Origin of the sequence: Glutamicibacter mishrai, from assembly GCF_012221945.1 — a bacterium.
Taxonomy (GTDB): Bacteria; Actinomycetota; Actinomycetes; order Actinomycetales; family Micrococcaceae; genus Glutamicibacter; species Glutamicibacter mishrai.
Genome location: NZ_CP032549.1, coordinates 2,051,245 through 2,071,136, shown reverse-complemented (window position 1 = coordinate 2,071,136; position 19,892 = coordinate 2,051,245). Strand labels below are relative to the sequence as shown.

The following is a 19,892-nucleotide window of genomic DNA, read 5'->3' as shown; positions in this document are numbered from 1 at the left end:
CACTCGTCACTTTTAGGAGTATCCATGTCTGCATTCAGGCAGATGAGAAAACTCAGTCTCGCCTCCCTGGCTACCCTCTCGCTGGTAGCCACCGGAACCGCCATGGCCCAGGCAACGCCCACCGAGGAATCAACCAACAGCGCCTCCCCTGCAGCAGCAGATCCGGTGACCCTGGATCTGGTTGGCATCAACGACTTCCACGGCAGGATTGCCGCCGACAGGGATTCCGCCGGCGCAGCAGTCCTCGCAGGGGCCGTTGACCAGTTGCGTGCAGAAAACGAAAACACGCTATTCCTCTCTGCTGGCGACAATATCGGGGCCTCGACCTTCGCTTCCGCGTCCCAGGAGGACGCTCCGACAATCGATGCGCTCGGCGCCGCCGGACTAGATGTTTCCGTCGTGGGCAACCACGAGTTCGACAAGGGCTTCGAAGACCTGACCTCGCGCGTCACCGACCGCTTTGCGGCAGCCACCGGCCAGCCCGGCGAGGACTACGCACTGGGCGCCAACGTCTACAAGGCCGGCACCAAGACTCCAGCACTCAAAGAGTACGCAATCCGTGAAGTCGGCGGCCTGTCCGTCGGCTTCATCGGCACCGTCACCGAAGATGTCCCATCGCTGGTCTCCCCCAGCGGCATCTCCGGGCTGGACTTCGGCAGCGAAGTCGAAGCAGCTAACCGCGTTGCCAAGGAACTTAGCGACGGCGACGACGCCAATGGAGAGGCAGACGTGATCGTCTTGCTGACCCACAATGGCTCGGCCAGCACCGACTGCTCTGCCATCGCCAGCGAAACCACTTCCTATGGGGATCTGGTCCGCAAGGCCAGCGGCGATATCGACGCGATCTTCTCGGGCCACACCCACTCTTCCTACGACTGCTCCATCGCCGGCCCTGACGGCGAGCGCCCGGTCATCCAGTCGCACCAGTATGGAACGACCCTGGGCAAGGTCAGCCTCAATGTCGACCCAACCACCGGTGAGGTCCTGAACGCTTCCAGCACCCGCTTGCCGCTGGCCACCGAATCGGCCGACGGCGAATGGACCGCCAACTACGAAGCCAACCCAACCGTTGCAAAGATTGTCGAAGAGGCCGAATCAGAAGCTGAAGTTGTCGGCAGCGTTGAGGTCGGCAAGATCTCCGAAGATATCCTGCGCGGCGGAGACGTTCCCGGTTCGGACCGCGGTGTCGAATCAACGCTTGGCAACACGGTAGCCGATATCCACCTGTGGGCTACGTCCAATGAGGATTTTGCCGGTGAGCCAGCCCAGATTGCCTTCATGAATCCTGGCGGCCTTCGCTCGGACCTGCTCTATGGCGAAGACGGCACGGTGACCTACAAGGCGGCGGCTGAGGTCCAGCCATTTGCCAACACCTTGATCACCTTCGACCTCACCGGAGCGCAGATCCGCGAGGCACTGGAACAGCAGTGGCAGCCGGAGGGCTCCGAGCGCAACAAGCTGCACCTGGGCATCTCGGATGGCCTGTCCTACACCTACGTCGAAGACGCGGCAGCGGGTGAACACATCCAGGAGATCACCTTCAATGGTGAACCATTGGACGAGTCGGCAACCTTCCGCGTCGCCGCCAATGCTTTCTTGGCTACCGGTGGCGATAACTTCACCGCCTTCGCTGAAGGCGCCAACCACGCAGATTCAGGCCAGATCGATCTGGACGCCACGGTGAACTACTTCAAGGCCCATGATGTGGTCGAGCCAGCACCGCTGGGTCGCGCAGCAGCTATCGATCCTGAAGCACCGTCGGAATCGCCAAGTGAAACTCCAACTGAATCGCCAAGCGAAAACCCGGACGAATCGCCAACTGCTTCGCCTTCCGAGTCGACCAGCGAAGACCCAAGCTCGTCGCCAAGCTCAGATGAGAGCAACTCGGCAGAGCCTACCCAGTCTTCAGACTCCCCAGCGGAGCCAACCGAAGATTCCTCGGATGATTCAAACCAGCAGGATAACGAAGACCTGGCAGACACCGGTTTCAGCGCCAGCTGGATCGGCATTGCCGCAGGCGTCATTGTCCTGGCGGGCATCGTCTTGCTCCTGATTCGCCGCTTCGGCAACAAGGCCGGCCGCTAAGAACAACAGGGCATAAAGCAAGGGTCATCACCACGAAATATCGTGGTGATGACCCTTGTTCGTAGTGGAAACTAGTCGATGACCAATTCGCCCATGCTGTCCCAGCCTTCGCCTTCGACCTTGCGCGAAACGATCTTCGGAGTGGAGACCAGCAGCGGACGCATGGATTCGATGCCTGCTGCGAAGTGTGCGGAGTTGACGTGGGCAGAAGCTGCCTCGTCATCACGGAAGGCTTCAACAAGTACGAACTCGTTGGGGTCCTCCACGCTCACGGACCAGTCGAACCAGAGGTTACCGTCTTCGGCGCGTGTGGCCTGGGTGAACTCTGCAACGTGATCCATGAAGTTCTCGGTGTTTTCTGGCTTTACCTGATATTTAACAACGATGAAGTACATGGTTCTAGTCTAGGGCTGATTGGCTAATGGTGTCTTGCAATCGGACGTATTCTTTATCCCGTCGTGGCATGCCGTCGACCACAAGATCATAAGAATCTTCAATCAGTTCCAGCAGCAATTCCGGGTCCAACCCTGCTCGAATGGAATTCCAGTGCTTCTTGTTCATGTGATAGCCAGGGGTGATTTCCGGATGCTCGCTGCGCTGCTGGTCAGCAAGGGCAGGCTCGCATTTAAGGTTGAGCACCAGGTCGCCGCGCACATTCATTAATAGGCCAAACATCTTGGCCTTGGCCTTGTCCCTGCCTGAGACCTTGAAAACCGTGCTTTCAGGTCCGAACGGATAATCGGCAAAGGCGCGGGGCATGCTCAGGCACAACTGCGTCCACTGCTGTTCCAGGGCTTCTTGGCTCCCTTTATTATTCATGCTCACCTCGGCTACCGAAATGGGTATTCAATTTTCGGACAGGTATTCATCACGACGTCCAGCCCAGCATCCTTGGCACGCTGGGCCGCCTCATGATCGATCACGCCCAACTGCATCCAAACGGCTTTCGCCCCGACGTTGATGGCTTGATCGACGATGCCGCCAACCTTCGATGAATTCACAAAACAGTCAACCACGTCAATGGGACCGGGGATATCAGCTAAACGCGCATACCCTTGCTCCCCCATCACGTTCTGGGCATCCAATGACACAGGGATGATCTGCATGGATAACTCGTCACGCAGGAACCGCGCAATGGACGGGGCCACACGCGAAGGATTGTTGGTCAGGCCAACGACGGCCCACCGCCCCGGTGTGCTCAGAAGCCGGCGGATCGCCTGCGGATCATTGACATGGCTGTTCTTCATGTTCGACACCTTACTCGGTAAAAGCTGCAGATGTCGCCACGGTTTAAACCTGGCAGGGACGGAGGAGAGTTTTGATCTCCGCCGTCCCTGCCAGAATCATTTCCTTAGCGCTGCAGCTGGGCTGCCGCCTCGGTGTTGGCCGCGCTCAGCTCCGAAAAAGCACCACGGAACTTAGCCGCAGGATGGTTCTCGGGAAGGTAATCGCCACGGCCGAAGACCTTCTGCCGCAGGCTTCCCTGATCATATTCACTCTGCGCCAGCCCGCGGCGACGCAGCTCAGGCAGGACGCCTTCAATGAAGTTGTCGTAGGACCCCGGAAGCACGTGGTTCATGATGTTCAGGCCATCAATCCCGGCATCTTGCCAGCGCTCCAGCTCATCTACGATGCTCTCCGGAGTGCCGACAATCTGCTGGGCCTTCGCACGGTAGTGGGCCAGATCCTTCAAGGTCGGATTGCCGCCAGGCACCGAGGCCTTGACCGCTTCCAGCACTCCTTGGGCTCCCTGGGTCTGGATGTCTCCCAGCGGGGTATCCAGATCCAGTCCGCCAAGATCCACCCCGAGCCCGCCACCGATATGCGCGACAATCGCATCCAGATCCAGGTACTCATCGTATTCGGCTTCCAACGCCTTGGCTTCTGCCTCGGTGGAACCCACCACAAAGGACAAGCCGGCGAACACCTTGATATCTTCACGCTTGCGACCAGCAGCCGCCAGATTCTCGATCAGCTGCGCATTCTTCTTGGCCACATACTGCGCGTGCGGGGCAAAGAGGAAAGTCGCTTCGGCATGCGTTGCCGCGAACTGGGAACCACGGGCCGAGGAACCGGCTTGGAAAAGGAACGGCGTGCGCTGGGCGCTGGGCAGGGCCAGATGCGGGCCGTCGATCGAATAGAAGTCGCCACGGTGGTTGATCTTGTTGACCTTGCTCGGGTCCGCGTACAGGCCGGCTTCCTTATCGGCCAGCAGCGCATCGTCTTCCCACGAACCTTCCCACAACTTGTAGGCGGCCTCGACATATTCTTCGGCCCAGCCGTAACGGTCATCGTGGGCGACCAGATCCTTGCCGCCAAAATTGCGGTGGGCGTTTTCCAGCACGCTGGTCACGATATTCCACGCGACACGTCCCTGGGACAGATGGTCCAAGGTGGAAATCTGCCGCGCGAACTGGAATGGGTGGCTCTGGATCACCGAGCTGGTCATTGCCAAACCGATGTCCTTGGTTCCGGCAGCAAGCGCCGAGAGCAGTACCAGCGGGTCGTGGCTCGGGACCTGCAATCCCTTGCGCACATGGGAAGCCCAGCCGCCCTCGTGGTCCCCGTAGAGGCCTACCACATCGGCGAAGAACAACGCATCGAATTTGGCGTCCTCCAGTTTCTTCGCCAGATCCACCCACAAGTTCAGTTCATTAAAACGGTGTTGCTGGGCTTCCGGATGGCGCCACATTCCGCCAAGGATATGGCTGGAGGTGTTCATCAGGAATGCTGAGAGCAGCAAGCGCGGACGTTCTTGGAAAGTTGCCATGATTATTTGCCTGCCTTAGCTTCTCCGATGGAGTTCAGCCCGGTGGGTACCGTGCCGTTGATGAAGTAGTCCCCCACCGAGCGGGCCTTGAAGGCCACCGGATTGTGGGTTGCTACCGTGCGTGCATTGCGCCAGAAACGATCCAACGATTTGGAGGTGGACACCGCTGAGGCGCCGGTGACGTCAAAGAGCTCGCTAGTGGCGTCCAGGATCAGCTTGGGGGTTGCCACGTGGGCCTGCTGGACCGCCAATTCCGCCCGGAGATAGGCGGCATCCGGCTCAAGGCCCAATTCCGGGTCGAGTGCCGCATCCAGTTCCCGGGCTGCCGTAACGACAATGGATTCCGCGGCAAAAACGTTGGCCGCCAAGCGTCCGACGAGTTCCTGGATCTGCGGGTCATCCTTGAACAACGCCCCGGAACCGGTATTGAAGGTACGGGTCCTGTTGGACACGATGCCGGCTGCCTCATTGCGGGCGGCCTTGCCGATGCCGACGAGCACCGAGAGCAGGCACAGCTGGAAGAACGCCGGTTCCAGCGTGGACGCCACCTTGCGCTGGATGATGTTCTGCGGATCCACCGCAACATCGTTGAAGATGGCGGTGCCGGTTCCAGTCAGCGGCTGGCCGAAGCCGTCCCAGTCATCAAGGATCTGCACGCCCTCGGCATGGCGATCAACGATGGCGTACTGGCGGCCTTCCACTCCTTCGGTGGTCGCCATGACTACAACCCAGTCCGCGAAAATCGAGCCAGTGGTGTAGTACTTTTCGCCGCGCAGCACCCAGCCTCCGTCCGACTGGACCAGCTTGGTATTGGTGGTTCCCAGGGCATTTCCGCCCCGTTCGGTGGCTGCATTGCCGAAGATCTGTCCCTGCAGCACCTTGGGGAACCAGCGGTCCTGGAAGTCCTCTGGCTGCAAGGAAATGGTTTCGACGAAGGAGAAATGGCTGCGCAGCAGGTGCGCGACATTGGAATCCGCAGCGGCCAGCTCGATCAGCAAACGGAACAAGTGCTCGTGGCTGACCGGTGATCCGCCGTGGCTTTCCGGAACACGCAGGGTGGTGAATCCGGCATCCTTGAGCCATTGCACCTGTTCAAAGGGCAAGATGCGGTTTTGTTCCCGCTCGCGGCTGCCTTCAGCGATTTTGGCGAAGACCGGGCTGAAGCGATCCAGCAGTTGTTGGTAGCGGGACTCGGTGGCTGCCGTGGCGATAATCGTCATTGGTTCTCCCTGCAGAACGTCGATGATGTGGGTTGAAGATCAAAAAGCGGCGGCCCCGCGACGCTGCGATGCACCGTCGTGGGGCCGAGGGCCTACTTGTTCCAGGTGGCGAAGTCTGCTTCCAGATCACGATCCCATGGGGTGCCCAGAGCGCCGTCGAGGTAGTTTGCGTACCAGTCGCGCACCTCGTCGGAGTGGTAGGCCTCTTCCAGGGCCTTGCCCTTTTCGGTGTCCGTGAAGCCTGGCTTGGCGCCGATGATGTTGATGTACGGAAGCGCTTCTTCTTCCTCCTCGAAGAGCAGAGCATCTTGCGGGGTGAGGCCGATTTCCGCGCCAAGTCGGGCGAAGAGGAATCCTGCATCCACGTCCGGGAGGGTCTTGGACAGCGACTGCTGATCCACCTCGACGAACTTGAAGTTCTTCGGGTTCTCCAGGATGTCATTCTGCGACAGGTGGATGACGCTCTTGCCTTCGGTGACCTTCAGCAGCCCGGCCTTGTCCAGCAAAGCCAATGCGCGGCCGTTGTTGGCCGTGTCCACCGGGAGCGCGATGGTCGCGCCATTAGGCAGGTCCTTGATGTCGTCGTACTTCTTGGAGTACACGCCGGCCGGCGAGCTGTACATGTAGAAGGCCGGCTCCACATCGACGTTCTGGTCCTTCTTGAACTGCTCAAGGTAGGCGCCGTGCTGGAAGAAGTTGGCGTCGTATTCGCCGTTGGAGACCACGTGGTTCGGCTGCACGATATCGGTGACATAGGTGGCTTCGAGGGTCCAGCCCTTCTCAGCCAGGAGCTTCTGGGCGATCTTGGTTGGTTCCTGGGAAGGTGCCGATTCGGTGACGATGACCTTGATGGTCTTGTCGCCCGAGCCGGCTGCCTGGCCGCCCATCAGGCCGCATGAGGTCAAGGCGAGGACCGCGGCGGAGCCTGCGGTGAAGGTCAAGAAGTTGCGGCGCGATAGTGCCATGATGTTGTCCTTTGATGAATTGCGAGTTGAGTAGGTTCAGGGATTAGCGCTTGTCAGCGGCGCGCGAGAGCCGGGTTCCGAAGAATTGGACTGCATGGACCAGCAGGATCATCAGAACGATGGCCAGCAGCATGACTCCGGTTTCGTAGCGGTAGTAGCCATAGCGGATGGCGAAGTCGCCGATTCCGCCGCCACCGACCAGTCCGGCCATGGCCGAGTAGGAAATGAAGCTGACGGTCATGATGGTGATGGATGAGAGCAATGCCGGCTTGGCTTCGACCAGCAGCACCTCGCGGATGATCTGTCCGCGGGTAGCGCCCATGGCCTGGGCGGCTTCAACAACTCCGTTGCCCAGCTGGCTGATGTTCTGTTCCACGAAGCGGGCGAAGTACGGGATCGCGTTGATGGTCAGCGGCACGATGACCGCCGCGGTGCCGATGGTGGTTCCCACGACGAATCGGGTGAACGGAATGATGGCAATCAGCAGGATCAAGAACGGGAAGGAACGGATGGTATTTACCAAGCCGTCAACTACCCGGTGCAGCTTTGGACGCGGACGCAGCCCATTGGGAGACATTGAATAGAGCCAAATGCCCAGCGGGGTTCCCAGGAGGATGGCGATGGGGATGGCCACCAGCAGCATCGCGAAGGTCTGCGCCATGGCCACCCAGATTTCCGGGGCCAATTCGGCAATCCGGTCAAAGCTGAAAGCTGCTGCGCTGCCGTTGCTCGTGGCTAGCACTACTGAAGTGAAGTTCATTGGTAATCCAGGTTCTCTATACGCGGGCTACGTTGGCAGCGAGGTTATCCGCCTGCTTGGGCTGGCGGTTCAGCGTGATTTCATCGCTGATCAGGTAGCGGCCAATGGGCGTAATCGGTTCAAAGCTTGGTTCTTTCAGCGAGCTCAGCGCGAATTCCTCAACGACCGCTCCGTCTTCCATGACCGAGACCTTGTCGGCGATGGCCTTGATGACGTTCATCTCGTGGGTGACGATCACGGTGGTGATGCCGAGGCTGGCGTTGATGTCGCTGAGGTACTGCAGCACCGAGGTGGTGGTTCGCGGGTCCACGGCGCTGGTTGGTTCATCGCACAACAGCACCTTGGGCTCGGTCACCAGGGCGCGGGCGATGGAGATGCGCTGCTTCTGTCCGCCGGAGAGCTGGCCCGGGTAGGCGCTGGCCTTGTCGGCAAGGTCCACGATGGACAGCGCCTCCAGTGCGCGTTCGCGGCGTTCCTTCTTGGGCACCCCGGCGAACTTCAGGTTCAGCTCGACGTTCTGCTGCGCGGTGCGGTTATTGAGCAGATTAAAGTGCTGGAAGATCATTCCGATGTCATGGCGCTGTTTGCGCAGATCGCCTTCGCTGAGCCCGGTGAGCTCAACGCCGTCAACAAACACCTGGCCCGAAGTAGGGCGCTGCAGCAGGTTGATATTGCGCAGGAGCGTTGACTTGCCGGCACCGGAGAATCCGATGATGCCGTGGATGCTGCCGGCCTGGATATCGAGTGAGACATCCTTGACGGCGGTGAATTGCTCCTGGCCTTTGCCGAAGGTGGTGGTTACGTTCTCAAGACGAATCATCATCGCTCCTTGATGCTTGGTTATGCGGAGCGTACTTCGCGAAAAAATCATCTGCGGTGCGCAGATATTCAAATCGCGAAGTGAAAGTACTCCATCGGTCCTGGCTGTAGCACCGCTCCCTTTCGGGTGGTTGCTGCGACGTCGTTGAGCCAGATCTCTCAGTCGCTCTGGATGGTGTGTGTCCGGTTGTACCTCCCGGACAATTCAAGTCTGTCGCCCGTGGCTGCGGGCCGGCAAACGTTACGTAAATCTGCGTCATCAAGTCATGCTTGGACTCGGTACTCGTGGAAATCGCGCAATAATCGGCGTAGCAATCCGACATATTTCGCCAGTAACTCCTTTTAAGACGGAAAGCCTTGAGCTTTGCACCGGTGTGGTTTTGAATGTCCCGCCAAAGTTGAATGGGGAATTCTGCAGTGGACACGATGGTTGTATTGGATTGCAGATCAATCGAGAGGACATTATGAAGATCGCAATTGCCGGCGCCACCGGACAACTGGGCCAGCTGGTCATCGACGCACTGCTCGAACGCGGGGCCGACCCAGCACAGCTGGTAGCCATTGGCCGTTCTGCGCAGAAGCTTGAACCGCTGGCAGGCAAGGGTCTTCAGACGCGCGTGGCTGACTACAATGTGGAAGCCTCCTTGGTCACCGCACTGGAGGGCGTGGACAAGCTGCTGCTGATTTCAGGCAGCGAAGTCGGGCAGCGAGCCGTCCAGCATGAGAACGTCATCACCGCGGCCCAGCGCGTCAACGTCAAGCTCATTGCCTACACCTCCATCGCCAATGCGCTCACCGGAAATATGAAGCTTGCACAGGAACATATCGCCACCGAGCATGTGCTGGCCGCTTCCGGCATCGACTACGTCCTCTTGCGCAACGGCTGGTACACGGAAAACTACACCGATCAGCTGCTCGGCTACCTCAATAGCGGGGTTATCCTCGGAGCAGCCGGCGACGGCAAGATCAGCGCCGCGACCCGCGCGGACTACGCGGAGGCGGCGGCCGCCGTGTTGCTCTCGGAATCCGACGAAGCAGGGAAGATCTACGAATTGGGCGGGGACAAGCCCTTCACCCTCAGCCAGCTGGCCGGCGCCGTCGGTGCGGCCGCAGGGCAGGATGTCGCTTACCAGGACATGGATCCGCAGCAGCTGGTGGCGATCTACACCGAGTCGGGTGTTCCCGAGTTTTTCGCTGACATCCTGGTGGATACGGATCTGCGAGTTCGCGAAGGGGGCTTGGAAGTGTCTTCCGGGGATCTGGCCAAGCTCATCGGCCGCGCTCCGACTTCCCTTGGCAAAGCCATCAAGGATGCCCTCGCACGCTAGGACAACATAAGTTCTTGTGCAGCGGAGTCAATCAGCCAGGACGATGACCCGTCCGCTGATTGCCTCCGCTGTTTAATGTCATATCCAAACTTATTTCTTCCACATGGACGGAAATACAACGAACCGGAGAAGATGGCGCGTGTCACTTCATCGCGGAGTCGAACGTCTCACGTAAATTCACGCATACCTTCATCCCCACCTTTTCAGGAGATCAAAGTATGCAACGATCAAGTGTGCGCGCACTGGCTGGTGCCGCAATCCTCTGTCTGGGATTGGGCGCCTTCAGCGCGATTCCGGCGAGCGCCGAGCCACGCCAGACCGAGAAGACCCCGACCGCCACTGGTACCGGCGGAGCGGTTTCTTCGGTCGATCCGGAAGCTTCAGCCGCAGGCATCGAAGTCCTGCGCAAGGGAGGCAACGCGGTGGATGCCGCGGTCGCCACAGCAGCGGCGCTGGGCGTGACCGAACCCTACAGTGCCGGTATCGGCGGCGGCGGATACTTCATGTACTACGACGCGGCCACCGGCAAGGTCAACACCATTGACGGACGCGAAACCGCACCGGCTTCCACTCCGCACGATGCCTTTATCGACCCGAGCACCGGCGAACCCTACAACTTCACTCCGGAACTGGTAACCAGCGGAGCTGCTGTAGGCGTTCCCGGCACCGTCGCCACCTGGCAGCGGGCCCTGGATAACTGGGGATCGCAAAGCCTGAAGCAGGTTCTGCGCCCGGCAACCCAGGTCGCTTCGCGTGGATTTGTGGTTGATGAGACCTTCCGCGAACAGACACTGGATAACAAGGAACGCTTCGAAGCATTCGCCTCGACCAGCGATTTGTTCCTCCCCGATGGAGATGCACCGCAGGTCGGAGCCATCTTCAAGAATCCCGAACTGGCCGACACCTACCGATTGCTGGCCAAGGAAGGCCCCAAGGCGTTCTACCAGGGAGATCTGGCCGCTGAAATTTCCCAGACGGTCCAGGCCCCGCCCAAGGTCGAAGACACCAAGCTGCCGGTTCCGGCAGGCTTTGTCAGCACCGATGACCTTGCGAACTACGAGGTGGCTGAGCAGAAGCCGACCTCGGTGGATTACCGAGGATTGGATGTCTTCGGCATGGCTCCATCGTCCAGCGGTGGCACCACCATGGGTGAATCGCTGAACATCCTGGGCAACTATGACCTGTCCTCGATGGAGCCGGCCGACGCCTTGCACCACTACTTCGAGGCCACTGCGCTGGCCTACGCTGACCGCGGCAAGTACGTCGGTGATCCTGCATTCGTCGACGTGCCGACCAAGACGCTGACCAGCAAGCTCTTTGGTGATGACCGCGCCTGCGCGCTGAACCCGGAGCAGGCGGCAACCAAGCCGGTGGCACCGGGTGATATCGAGAATTTTGATGGCCAGTGCCCGGCGGCAACCACCGAGCCTGCCGTGGAGCAGGATACCGAGAACATGTCCACCACCCACCTGTCGGTCGTGGACCGTTGGGGCAACGTGGTGTCCTACACGCTGACCATCGAGCAGACCGGCGGCTCGGGCATGGTGGTCCCGGGCCGAGGCTTCCTTCTGAATAACGAGCTTACGGACTTCTCCACCGTCTATGATCCAGAGGATCCCAACCGCATCGAGCCAGGCAAGCGCCCGCGTTCTTCCATGGCGCCGACCATCGTGCTGCGTGATGGCGAGCCGGTGCTGGCTATTGGCTCCCCGGGTGGCTCCACGATTATCACCACGGTGCTGCAGACCCTGCTCAACCGCTATGACCTGGGCATGGACATCAGCCAGGCAATCGCCGCCCCACGCGCCTCGCAGCGCAATACCGCAGCGGTGACCGCGGAGCCGGAATTCATCACCCAGTACGGCTCAGCATTGGAAGCTTTCGGCCATAAGCTCACCCCGGCCGGGGATTCCTTCACCCCGCAGGCAGAGATCGGCGCGGTGGAAGCCGTGGAGATCAATGCCGATGGAACGCTGACCGCAGCGGCCGAACCGGTACGCCGCGGCGGAGGCTCCGCCATGGTGGTGGCTCCCGCCAAGTAAGCCCTCAAGACAACGCCGGCTCCGTCCACCCATGAGGGTGGACGGAGCCGGCGCTGGTTTAAGGTCGAGGATTCTTGCCCGCTGATCAGCCCTGGGCGGCCAGCCGGTTGGAAATCTTGAACTGCGCTGCGCGGTGGGTGTCCTTCACGCGGTCGCCGGCTCCGAAGAGCTTGTTGCGCAGCGAGCCTTCAGCGTACTCGGCCTTGTACGCGCCACGGGCCTGCAGCTCGGGAACAACGTACTCGACGACGTCTTCGAAGGTCGCCGGGGTGACAGCGTAGGCCAGGTTGAAGCCGTCCACGTCGGTGTAGTCCACCCAGTCGATGAGCTTCTCGGCCACCTCGGCGCCGGAGCCGACGGTGATCGGGCCGAAGCCGCCCACCCCCACCCACTCGGCCAGCTGGCGGATGGTCCATGGGTTGCCGTCATCGCCGCTGGCCTTCTGGAAGGTTTCCACGGTGGACTGGATGGCGTTGGACTTCAGGTTGGCGCCCAATGGCTCATCCGGGTTCAGCTCCGACAGGTCAACGCCCATCCAACCGGAGATCAGCACCTGGGCGCCTTCAACGTCGGCGTAGGACTTGTAGTCCTCGTACTTGGCCTGGGCCTTCTCGGACGTCTCATCGGTGATGATGGTCTGCATCGCGAAGATCTTCACATCGTAGCGGTCGCGGCCGGCGGCCTCGGCGGCGTCGCGGATCTTGGTGACGGTGGCCTTGAGGATTTCGCGGGTCGGGCTGGTCACGAAGACCGCCTCGGCGTTTTCCGATGCGAACTTGATGCCGCGCGAGGAGGCGCCGGCCTGGTAGATCACCGGGGTGCGCTGGGTGGAAGGCTCGGTGATGGCAATGCCCGGCACCTTGAAGTACTTGCCTTCGTGCTCGATGTTGTGCACCTTGGCCGGATCGGTGTAGATCCCGGTTTCCTTGTTGTTCTGCACGGCGTCGTCTTCCCACGAGCCTTCGAGCAGCTTGTAGACCACTTCGAGGTATTCATCGGCGTGGTTGTAGCGCTCGTCGTGCTCCATCTGGTCTTCCTGGCCCATATTGCGGGCGGCCGATGGCAGGTAGCCGGTCACGACGTTCCAGCCCACGCGGCCGTTGGTCAGGTGATCCAGGGTGGCCAGTCGGCGGGCGAAAGCGTAAGGGTGCTCGTAGGCGGTGCCGGCGGTGACGCCGAAGCCGAGGTTCTCGGTGACGGCGGCCATGGCGGAGACCAGCATCATCGGGTCGTTCACCGGTGCCTGGGCGCCGGAACGCAGCGGGGATTCGTTGGTGCCGTTGAAGACATCGTAGGTGCCCAGCACGTCGGCGATGAACAGGCCATCGAACTTGCCCTTTTCCAGCACCTTGGCCAGGTGGGTCCAGTAGCCGATGGTGTTGTAGGTCGAAGCCTTGTCATCCGGGTGGCGCCAGAGGCCTGGCGACTGGTGCACCACGCAGTTCATGTCGAATGCGTTGAAAAGGATTTCGCGCTGCTGGCTCATTGTTGTTCCCCTTGCCATGGTTGGGTAGTGGTGAAGTCTGTTGGTCGGCGTTCAGGCGCCGTAGCCTCGATGGTTGCTGTCTTCGCCGGTGACTGAGAGCCGTTGCGGCTGGACAGCATTGATTTCGTAGTCCCCCACGATGCGGGCCTTGTAGATGGCCGGGTTGTGGGTGGCGATGGTGCGGGCGTTGCGCCAGTGCCGGTCCAGGTTGCACACGACGCTGGTGGATGATGCCCCCAGCCCGTCGAAGAGCTTGCTGGTAGCGCCGATCACCAGTGGCTGGACGATGGTTTGCGCGCGGTTCGCCGCGAGCTCGCACACTGCGTAGCGTTCCTCGTCGTTCAGCCCCAGATCAACCAGCGCAGCTTCTACTTCAAGGACCGCTCCGATCACCACCGAGTCGGCGGCGAAGGATTCAGCGGAGACCTCGCCGACCAGTTGCAGCACCTGTGGTTCGCGGTGCACCGGCACGCCGGTGCCGGTGGTGAAGATGCGGGTCCGGTTCTGCACCGAGATGCGCAGGTCATTCAGGGCGGCCCGGGCGATGCCTGCCTGGACGGCCATGAGCACCAGCTGGAAGATCGCGGCCTCGGAGTCGTTGGATTGCTGGGGCATGAACGAGTCCACCGGCACCTGATGGAATTCGGTGGTGCCGGTTCCGGTCAGGCCCTGGCCGAACCCGTCCCAGTCGTCGAGGATCTTCACACCGCTGTGCTGGGTGGAGACCACGGCGATCTGGCGTCCGGGCAAGTCCGGGTGGGCTACGGCCACGGTGGTCCAGTCGGCGAAGATGGTGCCGGTGCAGTAGTACTTCTCGCCGTTGACCAGCCACCGGCCATCCACCTGGCTGGTCTTGGTGTTCAGAGTGCCCAGGGCGTTGCCGCCTCGTTCGGTGTAGGCGTTGCCGACAATCTGTCCGGCGGCGATGCGGGCAATCCACTTGCTGCGCAGTTCCTGGTCATCAAGGACCAGGACGTTCTCCACGAAGGCGATATGGGCGCGCCATAGCTGGCCGACATGAGAATCAGCTTCGGAAAGCTCGATGAGCAGGCGGAATACGTCGACCAGGCGGGCGCCGTATCCGCCATCGGCTACCGGGATGCGCAGCGCGCCGAAACGCTCGCGGTTGAGCAGGCCCACCTGTTCGAAGGGCAGGACCCGGTTGCGGTCGCGGTCCTTGGCGGTGGCTGCGATCTGAGCGAAGACCGGACGGAAGATTTCGGCCAAGCGGTCGTATTGCTCATCTGCGCCGGGGCCGGGCGTGACTTTCAGCAGCTGCCGGGTGGGCAGCTGCTCTTCGAATTCATCGAGTCCCAAGGCGCTGGCCTGTGAAGGGTCGCTGAGCTGGTTGAAGTCCATGCCGGGGGTGTTTGGCGACTCGCCAAATGACATCAGAAGTCCTCAATTCTTTCCATCGGTCCTGGCGGTAGCACCGTCCCGCGATTCGGGTGGTTGCTGCGGCGTCGTCGAGCCAGATCTCTTAGCCGCTCTGGATGGGTTGTCATTCATTTGTAGCCGTAACAAACCGGTGCTTCCAAGCCACGAAGTCACATTTCGTCCCCGCGGCGTACCGGTTTGACAGGCAGGTTGCACAGTCAATGGCGCTTCACGCCGAAGATGACTTGATCAACAACGCCCATCATCGATCAAACAGGCATTCAATGAAATAAGTAACGAAATATCCCGCGCATGTGACGGAGTTATCGAAGATTTTTCATGTTACGCAAGATTTGCATTCAATTCCTTCGAAACCCTGTAATGGACGTGTAACCATCCCGAGCGGCCGAGAGATCTGGCTCAGTGACGCCGCAGCAACCACCTATGGATGAGACCACTTTCCATAGGCCGGTGCTACCGCCAGGACCGATGGAGATGATCATGGCACTGAGCTTTGCACAGCCTCAGGCGCACGACCCGGCCCACCCCTCGACCGCACTGGGTGTCGACTTCAGCGAGGTATCACGCACCTTCACCACCAAGAAGGAAAGCCGCAAACGACTGCGAATGTCGCAAGACAATTCATGTTTCGCCCTGATATGACGCATGCAAGAACGCAGCAGAATTGCTCGGCGCATCCAGGGGCCTAGGCTTCTTGCTCACCGACTCGCAGAACAACGGCAGGCTTGACGGGCTGATCATGACCATCATCTTGCTCTCCATCGCCGAACGCTGGGCCATCAAACGCTGGACCTGATTCCAGCGCATCGCTAGAACCACCATTTTTTCATCAATACTGTTCAAGGAATTTTCTGTCATGACCATCGAATCGGCATCAACCTCAACTCTTGCCTCGGAGGAAGCACGCCAAGCATTCTGGGATGAAGCGGCACGCCTCCTTGATTGGGACACCAATTGGCACACCACCAGCCAGATCGTCCCGGCTGATCCAGCCGCCAAGCGCGGCCCGCAGATCTCCTGGTATCTGGGCGGCAAGCTCAACGCCGCGGTGAACTGCGCCGACCGCCACGTAGCCGCCGGGCGCGGTGAGAAAGTGGCGCTGTACTTCGAGGGTGAGCCCGGAGACCGGGTAGCCGTCACCTACAAGAACCTGCAAGAACGCGTCAGCCAGGCGGCCAACGCGCTGGAATCCCTGGGCGTGGTCAAGGGCGACCGCGTGGTCATCTACCTCCCGGTGCTCATTGAAACCATCGTCATCACCCTGGCCTGCGCCCGCATCGGCGCCATCCACTCGCTGGTCTTCGGCGGCTTCTCCGCCGAGGCCCTGAAGTTCCGCGTAGAAGACACCAAGGCCAAGGTGCTGGTGACCACCGATGGCCAGTTCCGCCGCGGCACCTCGGTGCCAGTGAAGGACAACGCCGATGAAGCGGTCTCCGGCGAGAACGAAATCGAAAAGGTCCTGGTCATTCGCCGCACCGGCGATGAGATCCCGTGGACCGAAGGCCGCGACGTGTGGTGGCACGATGTTGTCGACACCCAGTCCACCGAACATGAGGCTCAGTTCTTCGACTCGGAAACTCCGCTGTTCATCATGTACACCTCCGGCACCACCGGACAGCCCAAGGGCCTGGTGCACACCACCGGCGGATACCTGACCCAGGCCGCCGCCAGCTACAACATGCTCTTCGCCAACCCGGATCCTTCCCAGCGCGATCAAGACGTGCACTGGTGCACCGCGGACCTTGCCTGGGTTACCGCCCACACCTACGAGATCTACGGTCCGCTGGCCAACGGCGTCACCCAGGTGATTTATGAAGGCGTCCCCAACGCCCCGCATCCAGGACGCCACTTTGAAGTCATCGAACGCTACAAGGTCACCAGCTACTACACCGCGCCCACCCTGGTTCGCTCGTTGATGGGCTGGTTCCCGGACGGCATCCCCGCACAGTACGACCTGTCCTCCATCAACACCGGCGGCACCGTGGGCGAAGCAGTGAACCCGGAAGCGTGGAAGTGGTTCCGCGAACAGCTGGGGCGCGATACCCCGGCCGGCCTGCCCATGGTGGATACCTGGTGGCAGTCCGAGTCCGGCGCGACCATCCTCTCCCCGCTGCCGACCGACGACTACTTCAAGCCGGGCTGCGCTGCCCGCGCTTTGCCGGGAGTCTCGGTGGACATTGTTGATGGCCAGGGCCAGCGCGTTGCGCCGAATACCCAGGGCAATATCGTCATCACCCAGACCGGTCCGTCGATGGCGCGTACCGTATGGGGCAACCCGGAACGCTACTACACCAGCTACTGGGAACAGTATGTCCAGCAGGGCTGGTTCCTCGCCGGTGACGGCGCGCGCTTTGACCAGGATGGAGATATCTTCATCCTGGGCCGCACCGATGACGTGATCAACATTTCCGGCCACCGGCTGTCCACCATTGAAATCGAGTCCGCGCTGGTCACCAACCCGGGTGTTGTCGAGGCCGGTGTGTGCCCGACTCCGGATGCCAAGACTGGCCACGCGGCGACCGCTTTTGTGGTGCCTTTGGATAAGTCGCTGATTGCCGAGAATCCTGATGAGCAGCTCGCTGCCCGCCAGGCGAAGTTCATCGCTGAGCTGCGCTCCACGGTCACCACGCAGATTGGCCCGATCGCCAAGCCGCGCGATGTGGTGCTCGTTCCTGATGTACCCAAGACGCGCTCAGGCAAGATCATGCGCCGGTTGCTCACCCAGCTGTTCGAGGGGACCACACTCGGCGATACCACCAGCTTGCAGAATGAACCGTGCATTCCCGAGATCAACGCGATCTGCCGGGCACGCGGCTAGGCTCACCGGCCCGCCCCGCTTAAATAGTTGAAGCCACGTCCCGCGGGACGTGGCTTCAACTATTTGTTGCTAGGAATCCTTGGACTGGGTGGAGTCCGAGGGATCTTTCGCATCAGCTTCGGTGACGAAGATCTGGGCAGATCCCGAGTCACCGGCTTCGGGCTTATCGGCCGGTTTGATGATTGGAATCTCGGTGGTCATCAAGCTGAACTGGCTGCCTTCATGCCGGTCCACACCCTGGGTCACCGATTGCTCCAGCACGGTGCGGGCGACCTTGCCGCGCAGGATCAGCGGATCCCGGCTCAGGTCCTTCCACAGCGCTACGCACAGCAAGAGCATGACGATCACGAACGGCAAGGCCGAAACGATCGTGATGTTCTTCAGGCCATTGAGCGCTTCGGCCGGATGATCGCCGCCAGCCAGCAGCATGACTGCCGCGACAGCGCCGGTGGCAACACCCCAGAAGAGCACGGACTTCTTGGTTGGCTCTTCCGCGCCCCGCTCGCTCAGGGCACCCATCACGATGGAGGCCGAGTCGGCGCCGGTGACGAAGAAGATCGCGATCAGCAAGACCGTGACCACCATCAGAACCGTGGCGATCCAGCCGGAGACCGGCAGCTTGTCGAGCAGGCCGAAGAGGATCAGGTCGAAGTTGATGTCCGGAGCCCCGTCCGCCATCTTGGTCAGCATGTCGCCGGTGTTTCCAGCACGCTCAGCGCGCTCCTGCAGGCCAATGGCGCCGCCGCCGAAGATCGAGAACCAGATCAGGGTGACAGCAGAAGGAACCAGCAGCACGCCGGTGACGAACTGGCGGATGGTGCGGCCGCGCGAAATACGCGCGATGAACAGGCCTACGAATGGGCTCCATGAGATCCACCAGGCCCAGTAGAAGACGGTCCACGAAGACAGCCAGCTGGACATGGTGCTATCGCCGGAGGCCGCGGTGCGCGAGGCCATCTCAGGCAAGTCGCCGATGAAGGAGCCCACGGCGTTAGGGATGACGTTCAGGATGAACAGGGTCGGTCCGCCGATGAAGACGATCAGCGCCAAGACCACTGCCAGAACCATGTTGATATTCGACAGCCACTGGATGCCGCGCTCGATGCCGGAGACGGCTGAGGCGACAAACAGTGCGGTCAGAATCGCGATGATGACTACCAGGACACCGGAGCCGACCTTTTCCATGATTCCTGCGGACTGGATGCCGCCGCCAATCTGCAGCGCTCCGAGTCCCAAGGAACAAGCGGAGCCGAAGAGCGTGGCGATAATAGCCAGGACGTTAATGGTGCGGCCACCCCAGCCGTGGACGATGCGCTCTCCGAAAATCGAGGAGAACATCGCTGAGAACAGCTGCGGGCGTCCCAGTCGGAAGCTGCCGTAGGCCATGCCCAAACCGACGATGGCGTACATCGCCCAAGGGAACAGTGTCCAGTGGAAGAGCGTGGTGCCCATCGCGGTGCTCAAGGCAGCGTCGGTAGATCCTTCAACGGTGCCTGGTGGAGGCGACATGTAGAAGAACAGCGGTTCGCCTACGCCGTAGAACACCAGGCCGATGCCCATGCCGGTGGCGAACATCATGGAGATCCATGAGACCGTGCTGAATTGCGGTTTTTCGTCGTCCTTGCCCAGCGGGATGCGGCCAAAGTTCTTAGCAGCTACCACGATGACAAATATTGCAAAGACCGAGGCTGCGATAACGAACAGCCAGCCGGTGTTGGTGATGACCCAATCAAGTGCTACGTCTGAGGCTTTGCCCAAGCCCTCGGGGGTAACAAAACCCCAAACAATAAATGCCAGCGCCAAGGCGCCAGCGATGCCAAATACCCAATAGTCGGTTCCTGAAACCGAATATTTCTTAGGTCGTCGTTGTCGAGCTGAATGCAGCTCGCCGACGAGGTCTTCAAAAGATTGATCCGTCTGCTTCATTGCGTTCTTCCTTCACTGGCAAGACTCCGCGGATGAGATCCACCTTGGAATCCGATGCGTAACCGTTTCCCTAGGATGCGATTGCCATGCAGTGTGTTTGATTGCGAATTGCTTATCGGTGTCGATTCACTGAATCCAAATCTAGCGTCAGCAGGCGCTGATTGGTACAGCTAGCCAAGGGGAATGTCTCCGGTAATTTGACCGGTGACCCGACGCTATTTCTTCTCGGATTGTCACAATAAATCGTAAATAGTCCTTTTTAAGCATGGTCGACT

General features: G+C 60.5%; 16 protein-coding genes, 1 pseudogene and 3 riboswitches. Of the genes and pseudogenes, 6 read left to right on the top strand and 11 right to left on the bottom strand.

Translation table 11 applies throughout. The features are described 5' to 3' along the window. Positions 1–24 precede the first annotated feature (24 nt). Positions 25–2,085 carry a bifunctional metallophosphatase/5'-nucleotidase gene (locus D3791_RS09780; RefSeq protein WP_172512049.1) on the top strand — a complete coding sequence of 687 codons (2,061 nt, stop codon included), beginning with the start codon at positions 25–27 and terminating at the stop codon, positions 2,083–2,085. Between the two features lie 71 nt (positions 2,086–2,156). On the opposite strand, the gene D3791_RS09775 is transcribed toward D3791_RS09780, so the two are convergent. The 8 genes from D3791_RS09775 to D3791_RS09740 all read right to left on the bottom strand — a co-directional run bounded on the left by D3791_RS09775 (position 2,157) and on the right by D3791_RS09740 (position 8,623). Beyond that, positions 2,157–2,480, bottom strand: coding sequence for a putative quinol monooxygenase (locus D3791_RS09775; RefSeq protein WP_022875404.1), 324 nt, complete (start codon positions 2,478–2,480; stop codon positions 2,157–2,159). A 4-nt stretch (positions 2,481–2,484) separates the two neighbouring features. Then, the gene (locus D3791_RS09770) at positions 2,485–2,904 is read right to left on the bottom strand and encodes an MmcQ/YjbR family DNA-binding protein (RefSeq protein WP_022875403.1); all 420 of its coding nucleotides are present in this window, start codon (positions 2,902–2,904) and stop codon (positions 2,485–2,487) included. 11 nt (positions 2,905–2,915) lie between these two features. Then, complete coding sequence (locus D3791_RS09765; protein WP_022875402.1) at positions 2,916–3,332, bottom strand: CoA-binding protein; 417 nt, start codon at positions 3,330–3,332, stop codon at positions 2,916–2,918. A gap of 104 nt (positions 3,333–3,436) precedes the next feature. Further along, positions 3,437–4,855 (bottom strand): NtaA/DmoA family FMN-dependent monooxygenase, encoded by a 1,419-nt coding sequence (locus tag D3791_RS09760; protein WP_172512048.1) that lies wholly within the window; start codon positions 4,853–4,855, stop codon positions 3,437–3,439. Positions 4,856–4,857: 2 nt separating this feature from the next. After that, on the bottom strand, positions 4,858–6,075 hold the full coding sequence (locus tag D3791_RS09755; RefSeq protein WP_022875400.1) for an acyl-CoA dehydrogenase family protein: 1,218 nt from the start codon (positions 6,073–6,075) through the stop codon (positions 4,858–4,860). A 92-nt stretch (positions 6,076–6,167) separates the two neighbouring features. After that, positions 6,168–7,040: a MetQ/NlpA family ABC transporter substrate-binding protein gene (locus tag D3791_RS09750; protein ID WP_022875399.1), complete on the bottom strand. Its 873-nt coding sequence runs from the start codon at positions 7,038–7,040 to the stop codon at positions 6,168–6,170. 43 nt (positions 7,041–7,083) lie between these two features. Further along, a complete protein-coding gene (locus tag D3791_RS09745) occupies positions 7,084–7,800 on the bottom strand; it encodes a methionine ABC transporter permease (RefSeq protein ID WP_022875398.1) in 717 nt (238 codons plus the stop codon). A 16-nt stretch (positions 7,801–7,816) separates the two neighbouring features. After that, positions 7,817–8,623 (bottom strand): methionine ABC transporter ATP-binding protein, encoded by an 807-nt coding sequence (locus D3791_RS09740; protein WP_022875397.1) that lies wholly within the window; start codon positions 8,621–8,623, stop codon positions 7,817–7,819. 85 nt (positions 8,624–8,708) lie between these two features. Beyond that, a riboswitch (SAM riboswitch) is annotated at positions 8,709–8,798 on the bottom strand. Between the two features lie 285 nt (positions 8,799–9,083). On the opposite strand from D3791_RS09740, the gene D3791_RS09735 reads away from it, so the two are divergent. Then, positions 9,084–9,947 (top strand): SDR family oxidoreductase, encoded by an 864-nt coding sequence (locus D3791_RS09735; RefSeq protein ID WP_172512047.1) that lies wholly within the window; start codon positions 9,084–9,086, stop codon positions 9,945–9,947. 218 nt (positions 9,948–10,165) lie between these two features. Next, positions 10,166–11,989 carry a gamma-glutamyltransferase gene (gene ggt, locus D3791_RS09730; RefSeq protein ID WP_172512046.1) on the top strand — a complete coding sequence of 608 codons (1,824 nt, stop codon included), beginning with the start codon at positions 10,166–10,168 and terminating at the stop codon, positions 11,987–11,989. Between the two features lie 85 nt (positions 11,990–12,074). Here ggt and D3791_RS09725 read toward each other — a convergent pair whose 3' ends face one another. Both D3791_RS09725 and D3791_RS09720 read right to left on the bottom strand, forming a co-directional pair. Then, positions 12,075–13,475 carry an LLM class flavin-dependent oxidoreductase gene (locus tag D3791_RS09725; protein ID WP_172512045.1) on the bottom strand — a complete coding sequence of 467 codons (1,401 nt, stop codon included), beginning with the start codon at positions 13,473–13,475 and terminating at the stop codon, positions 12,075–12,077. A 51-nt stretch (positions 13,476–13,526) separates the two neighbouring features. After that, on the bottom strand, positions 13,527–14,867 hold the full coding sequence (locus D3791_RS09720) for an acyl-CoA dehydrogenase family protein (RefSeq protein WP_172512044.1): 1,341 nt from the start codon (positions 14,865–14,867) through the stop codon (positions 13,527–13,529). A 16-nt stretch (positions 14,868–14,883) separates the two neighbouring features. Further along, positions 14,884–14,975: riboswitch (SAM riboswitch) on the bottom strand. A gap of 267 nt (positions 14,976–15,242) precedes the next feature. Beyond that, positions 15,243–15,348, top strand: a riboswitch (SAM riboswitch). A gap of 5 nt (positions 15,349–15,353) precedes the next feature. Between D3791_RS09720 and D3791_RS09715 the strand changes: the two genes are divergently transcribed. From D3791_RS09715 to acs, 3 genes and pseudogenes are all read left to right on the top strand, one after another. Then, positions 15,354–15,515, top strand: a complete 162-nt coding sequence (locus tag D3791_RS09715) for a hypothetical protein (protein ID WP_172512043.1) — start codon at positions 15,354–15,356, stop codon at positions 15,513–15,515. Positions 15,516–15,528: 13 nt separating this feature from the next. After that, positions 15,529–15,669: pseudogene (locus D3791_RS09710) on the top strand (ABC transporter permease); the annotation flags it as partial. Between the two features lie 60 nt (positions 15,670–15,729). Beyond that, positions 15,730–17,691, top strand: coding sequence for an acetate--CoA ligase (acs, locus tag D3791_RS09705; protein ID WP_172512042.1), 1,962 nt, complete (start codon positions 15,730–15,732; stop codon positions 17,689–17,691). A gap of 69 nt (positions 17,692–17,760) precedes the next feature. Here the strand turns inward: acs and D3791_RS09700 are convergent, their stop codons facing one another. Further along, positions 17,761–19,617: a BCCT family transporter gene (locus tag D3791_RS09700; protein WP_172512041.1), complete on the bottom strand. Its 1,857-nt coding sequence runs from the start codon at positions 19,615–19,617 to the stop codon at positions 17,761–17,763. Positions 19,618–19,892: the final 275 nt, after the last annotated feature.

Coding starts and splice junctions, on each gene's coding strand:
- D3791_RS09700 (WP_172512041.1), bottom strand. CDS start 19,617: ATGAAGCAGACGGATCAATCTTTTGAAGACCTCGTCGGCGAGCTGCAT.
- D3791_RS09745 (WP_022875398.1), bottom strand. CDS start 7,800: ATGAACTTCACTTCAGTAGTGCTAGCCACGAGCAACGGCAGCGCAGCA.
- D3791_RS09760 (WP_172512048.1), bottom strand. CDS start 4,855: ATGGCAACTTTCCAAGAACGTCCGCGCTTGCTGCTCTCAGCATTCCTG.
- D3791_RS09740 (WP_022875397.1), bottom strand. CDS start 8,623: ATGATGATTCGTCTTGAGAACGTAACCACCACCTTCGGCAAAGGCCAG.
- D3791_RS09780 (WP_172512049.1), top strand. CDS start 25: ATGTCTGCATTCAGGCAGATGAGAAAACTCAGTCTCGCCTCCCTGGCT.
- D3791_RS09775 (WP_022875404.1), bottom strand. CDS start 2,480: ATGTACTTCATCGTTGTTAAATATCAGGTAAAGCCAGAAAACACCGAG.
- D3791_RS09770 (WP_022875403.1), bottom strand. CDS start 2,904: ATGAATAATAAAGGGAGCCAAGAAGCCCTGGAACAGCAGTGGACGCAG.
- ggt (WP_172512046.1), top strand. CDS start 10,166: ATGCAACGATCAAGTGTGCGCGCACTGGCTGGTGCCGCAATCCTCTGT.
- D3791_RS09755 (WP_022875400.1), bottom strand. CDS start 6,075: ATGACGATTATCGCCACGGCAGCCACCGAGTCCCGCTACCAACAACTG.
- D3791_RS09720 (WP_172512044.1), bottom strand. CDS start 14,867: ATGTCATTTGGCGAGTCGCCAAACACCCCCGGCATGGACTTCAACCAG.
- D3791_RS09750 (WP_022875399.1), bottom strand. CDS start 7,040: ATGGCACTATCGCGCCGCAACTTCTTGACCTTCACCGCAGGCTCCGCC.
- D3791_RS09765 (WP_022875402.1), bottom strand. CDS start 3,332: ATGAAGAACAGCCATGTCAATGATCCGCAGGCGATCCGCCGGCTTCTG.
- D3791_RS09725 (WP_172512045.1), bottom strand. CDS start 13,475: ATGAGCCAGCAGCGCGAAATCCTTTTCAACGCATTCGACATGAACTGC.
- D3791_RS09715 (WP_172512043.1), top strand. CDS start 15,354: ATGGCACTGAGCTTTGCACAGCCTCAGGCGCACGACCCGGCCCACCCC.
- acs (WP_172512042.1), top strand. CDS start 15,730: ATGACCATCGAATCGGCATCAACCTCAACTCTTGCCTCGGAGGAAGCA.
- D3791_RS09735 (WP_172512047.1), top strand. CDS start 9,084: ATGAAGATCGCAATTGCCGGCGCCACCGGACAACTGGGCCAGCTGGTC.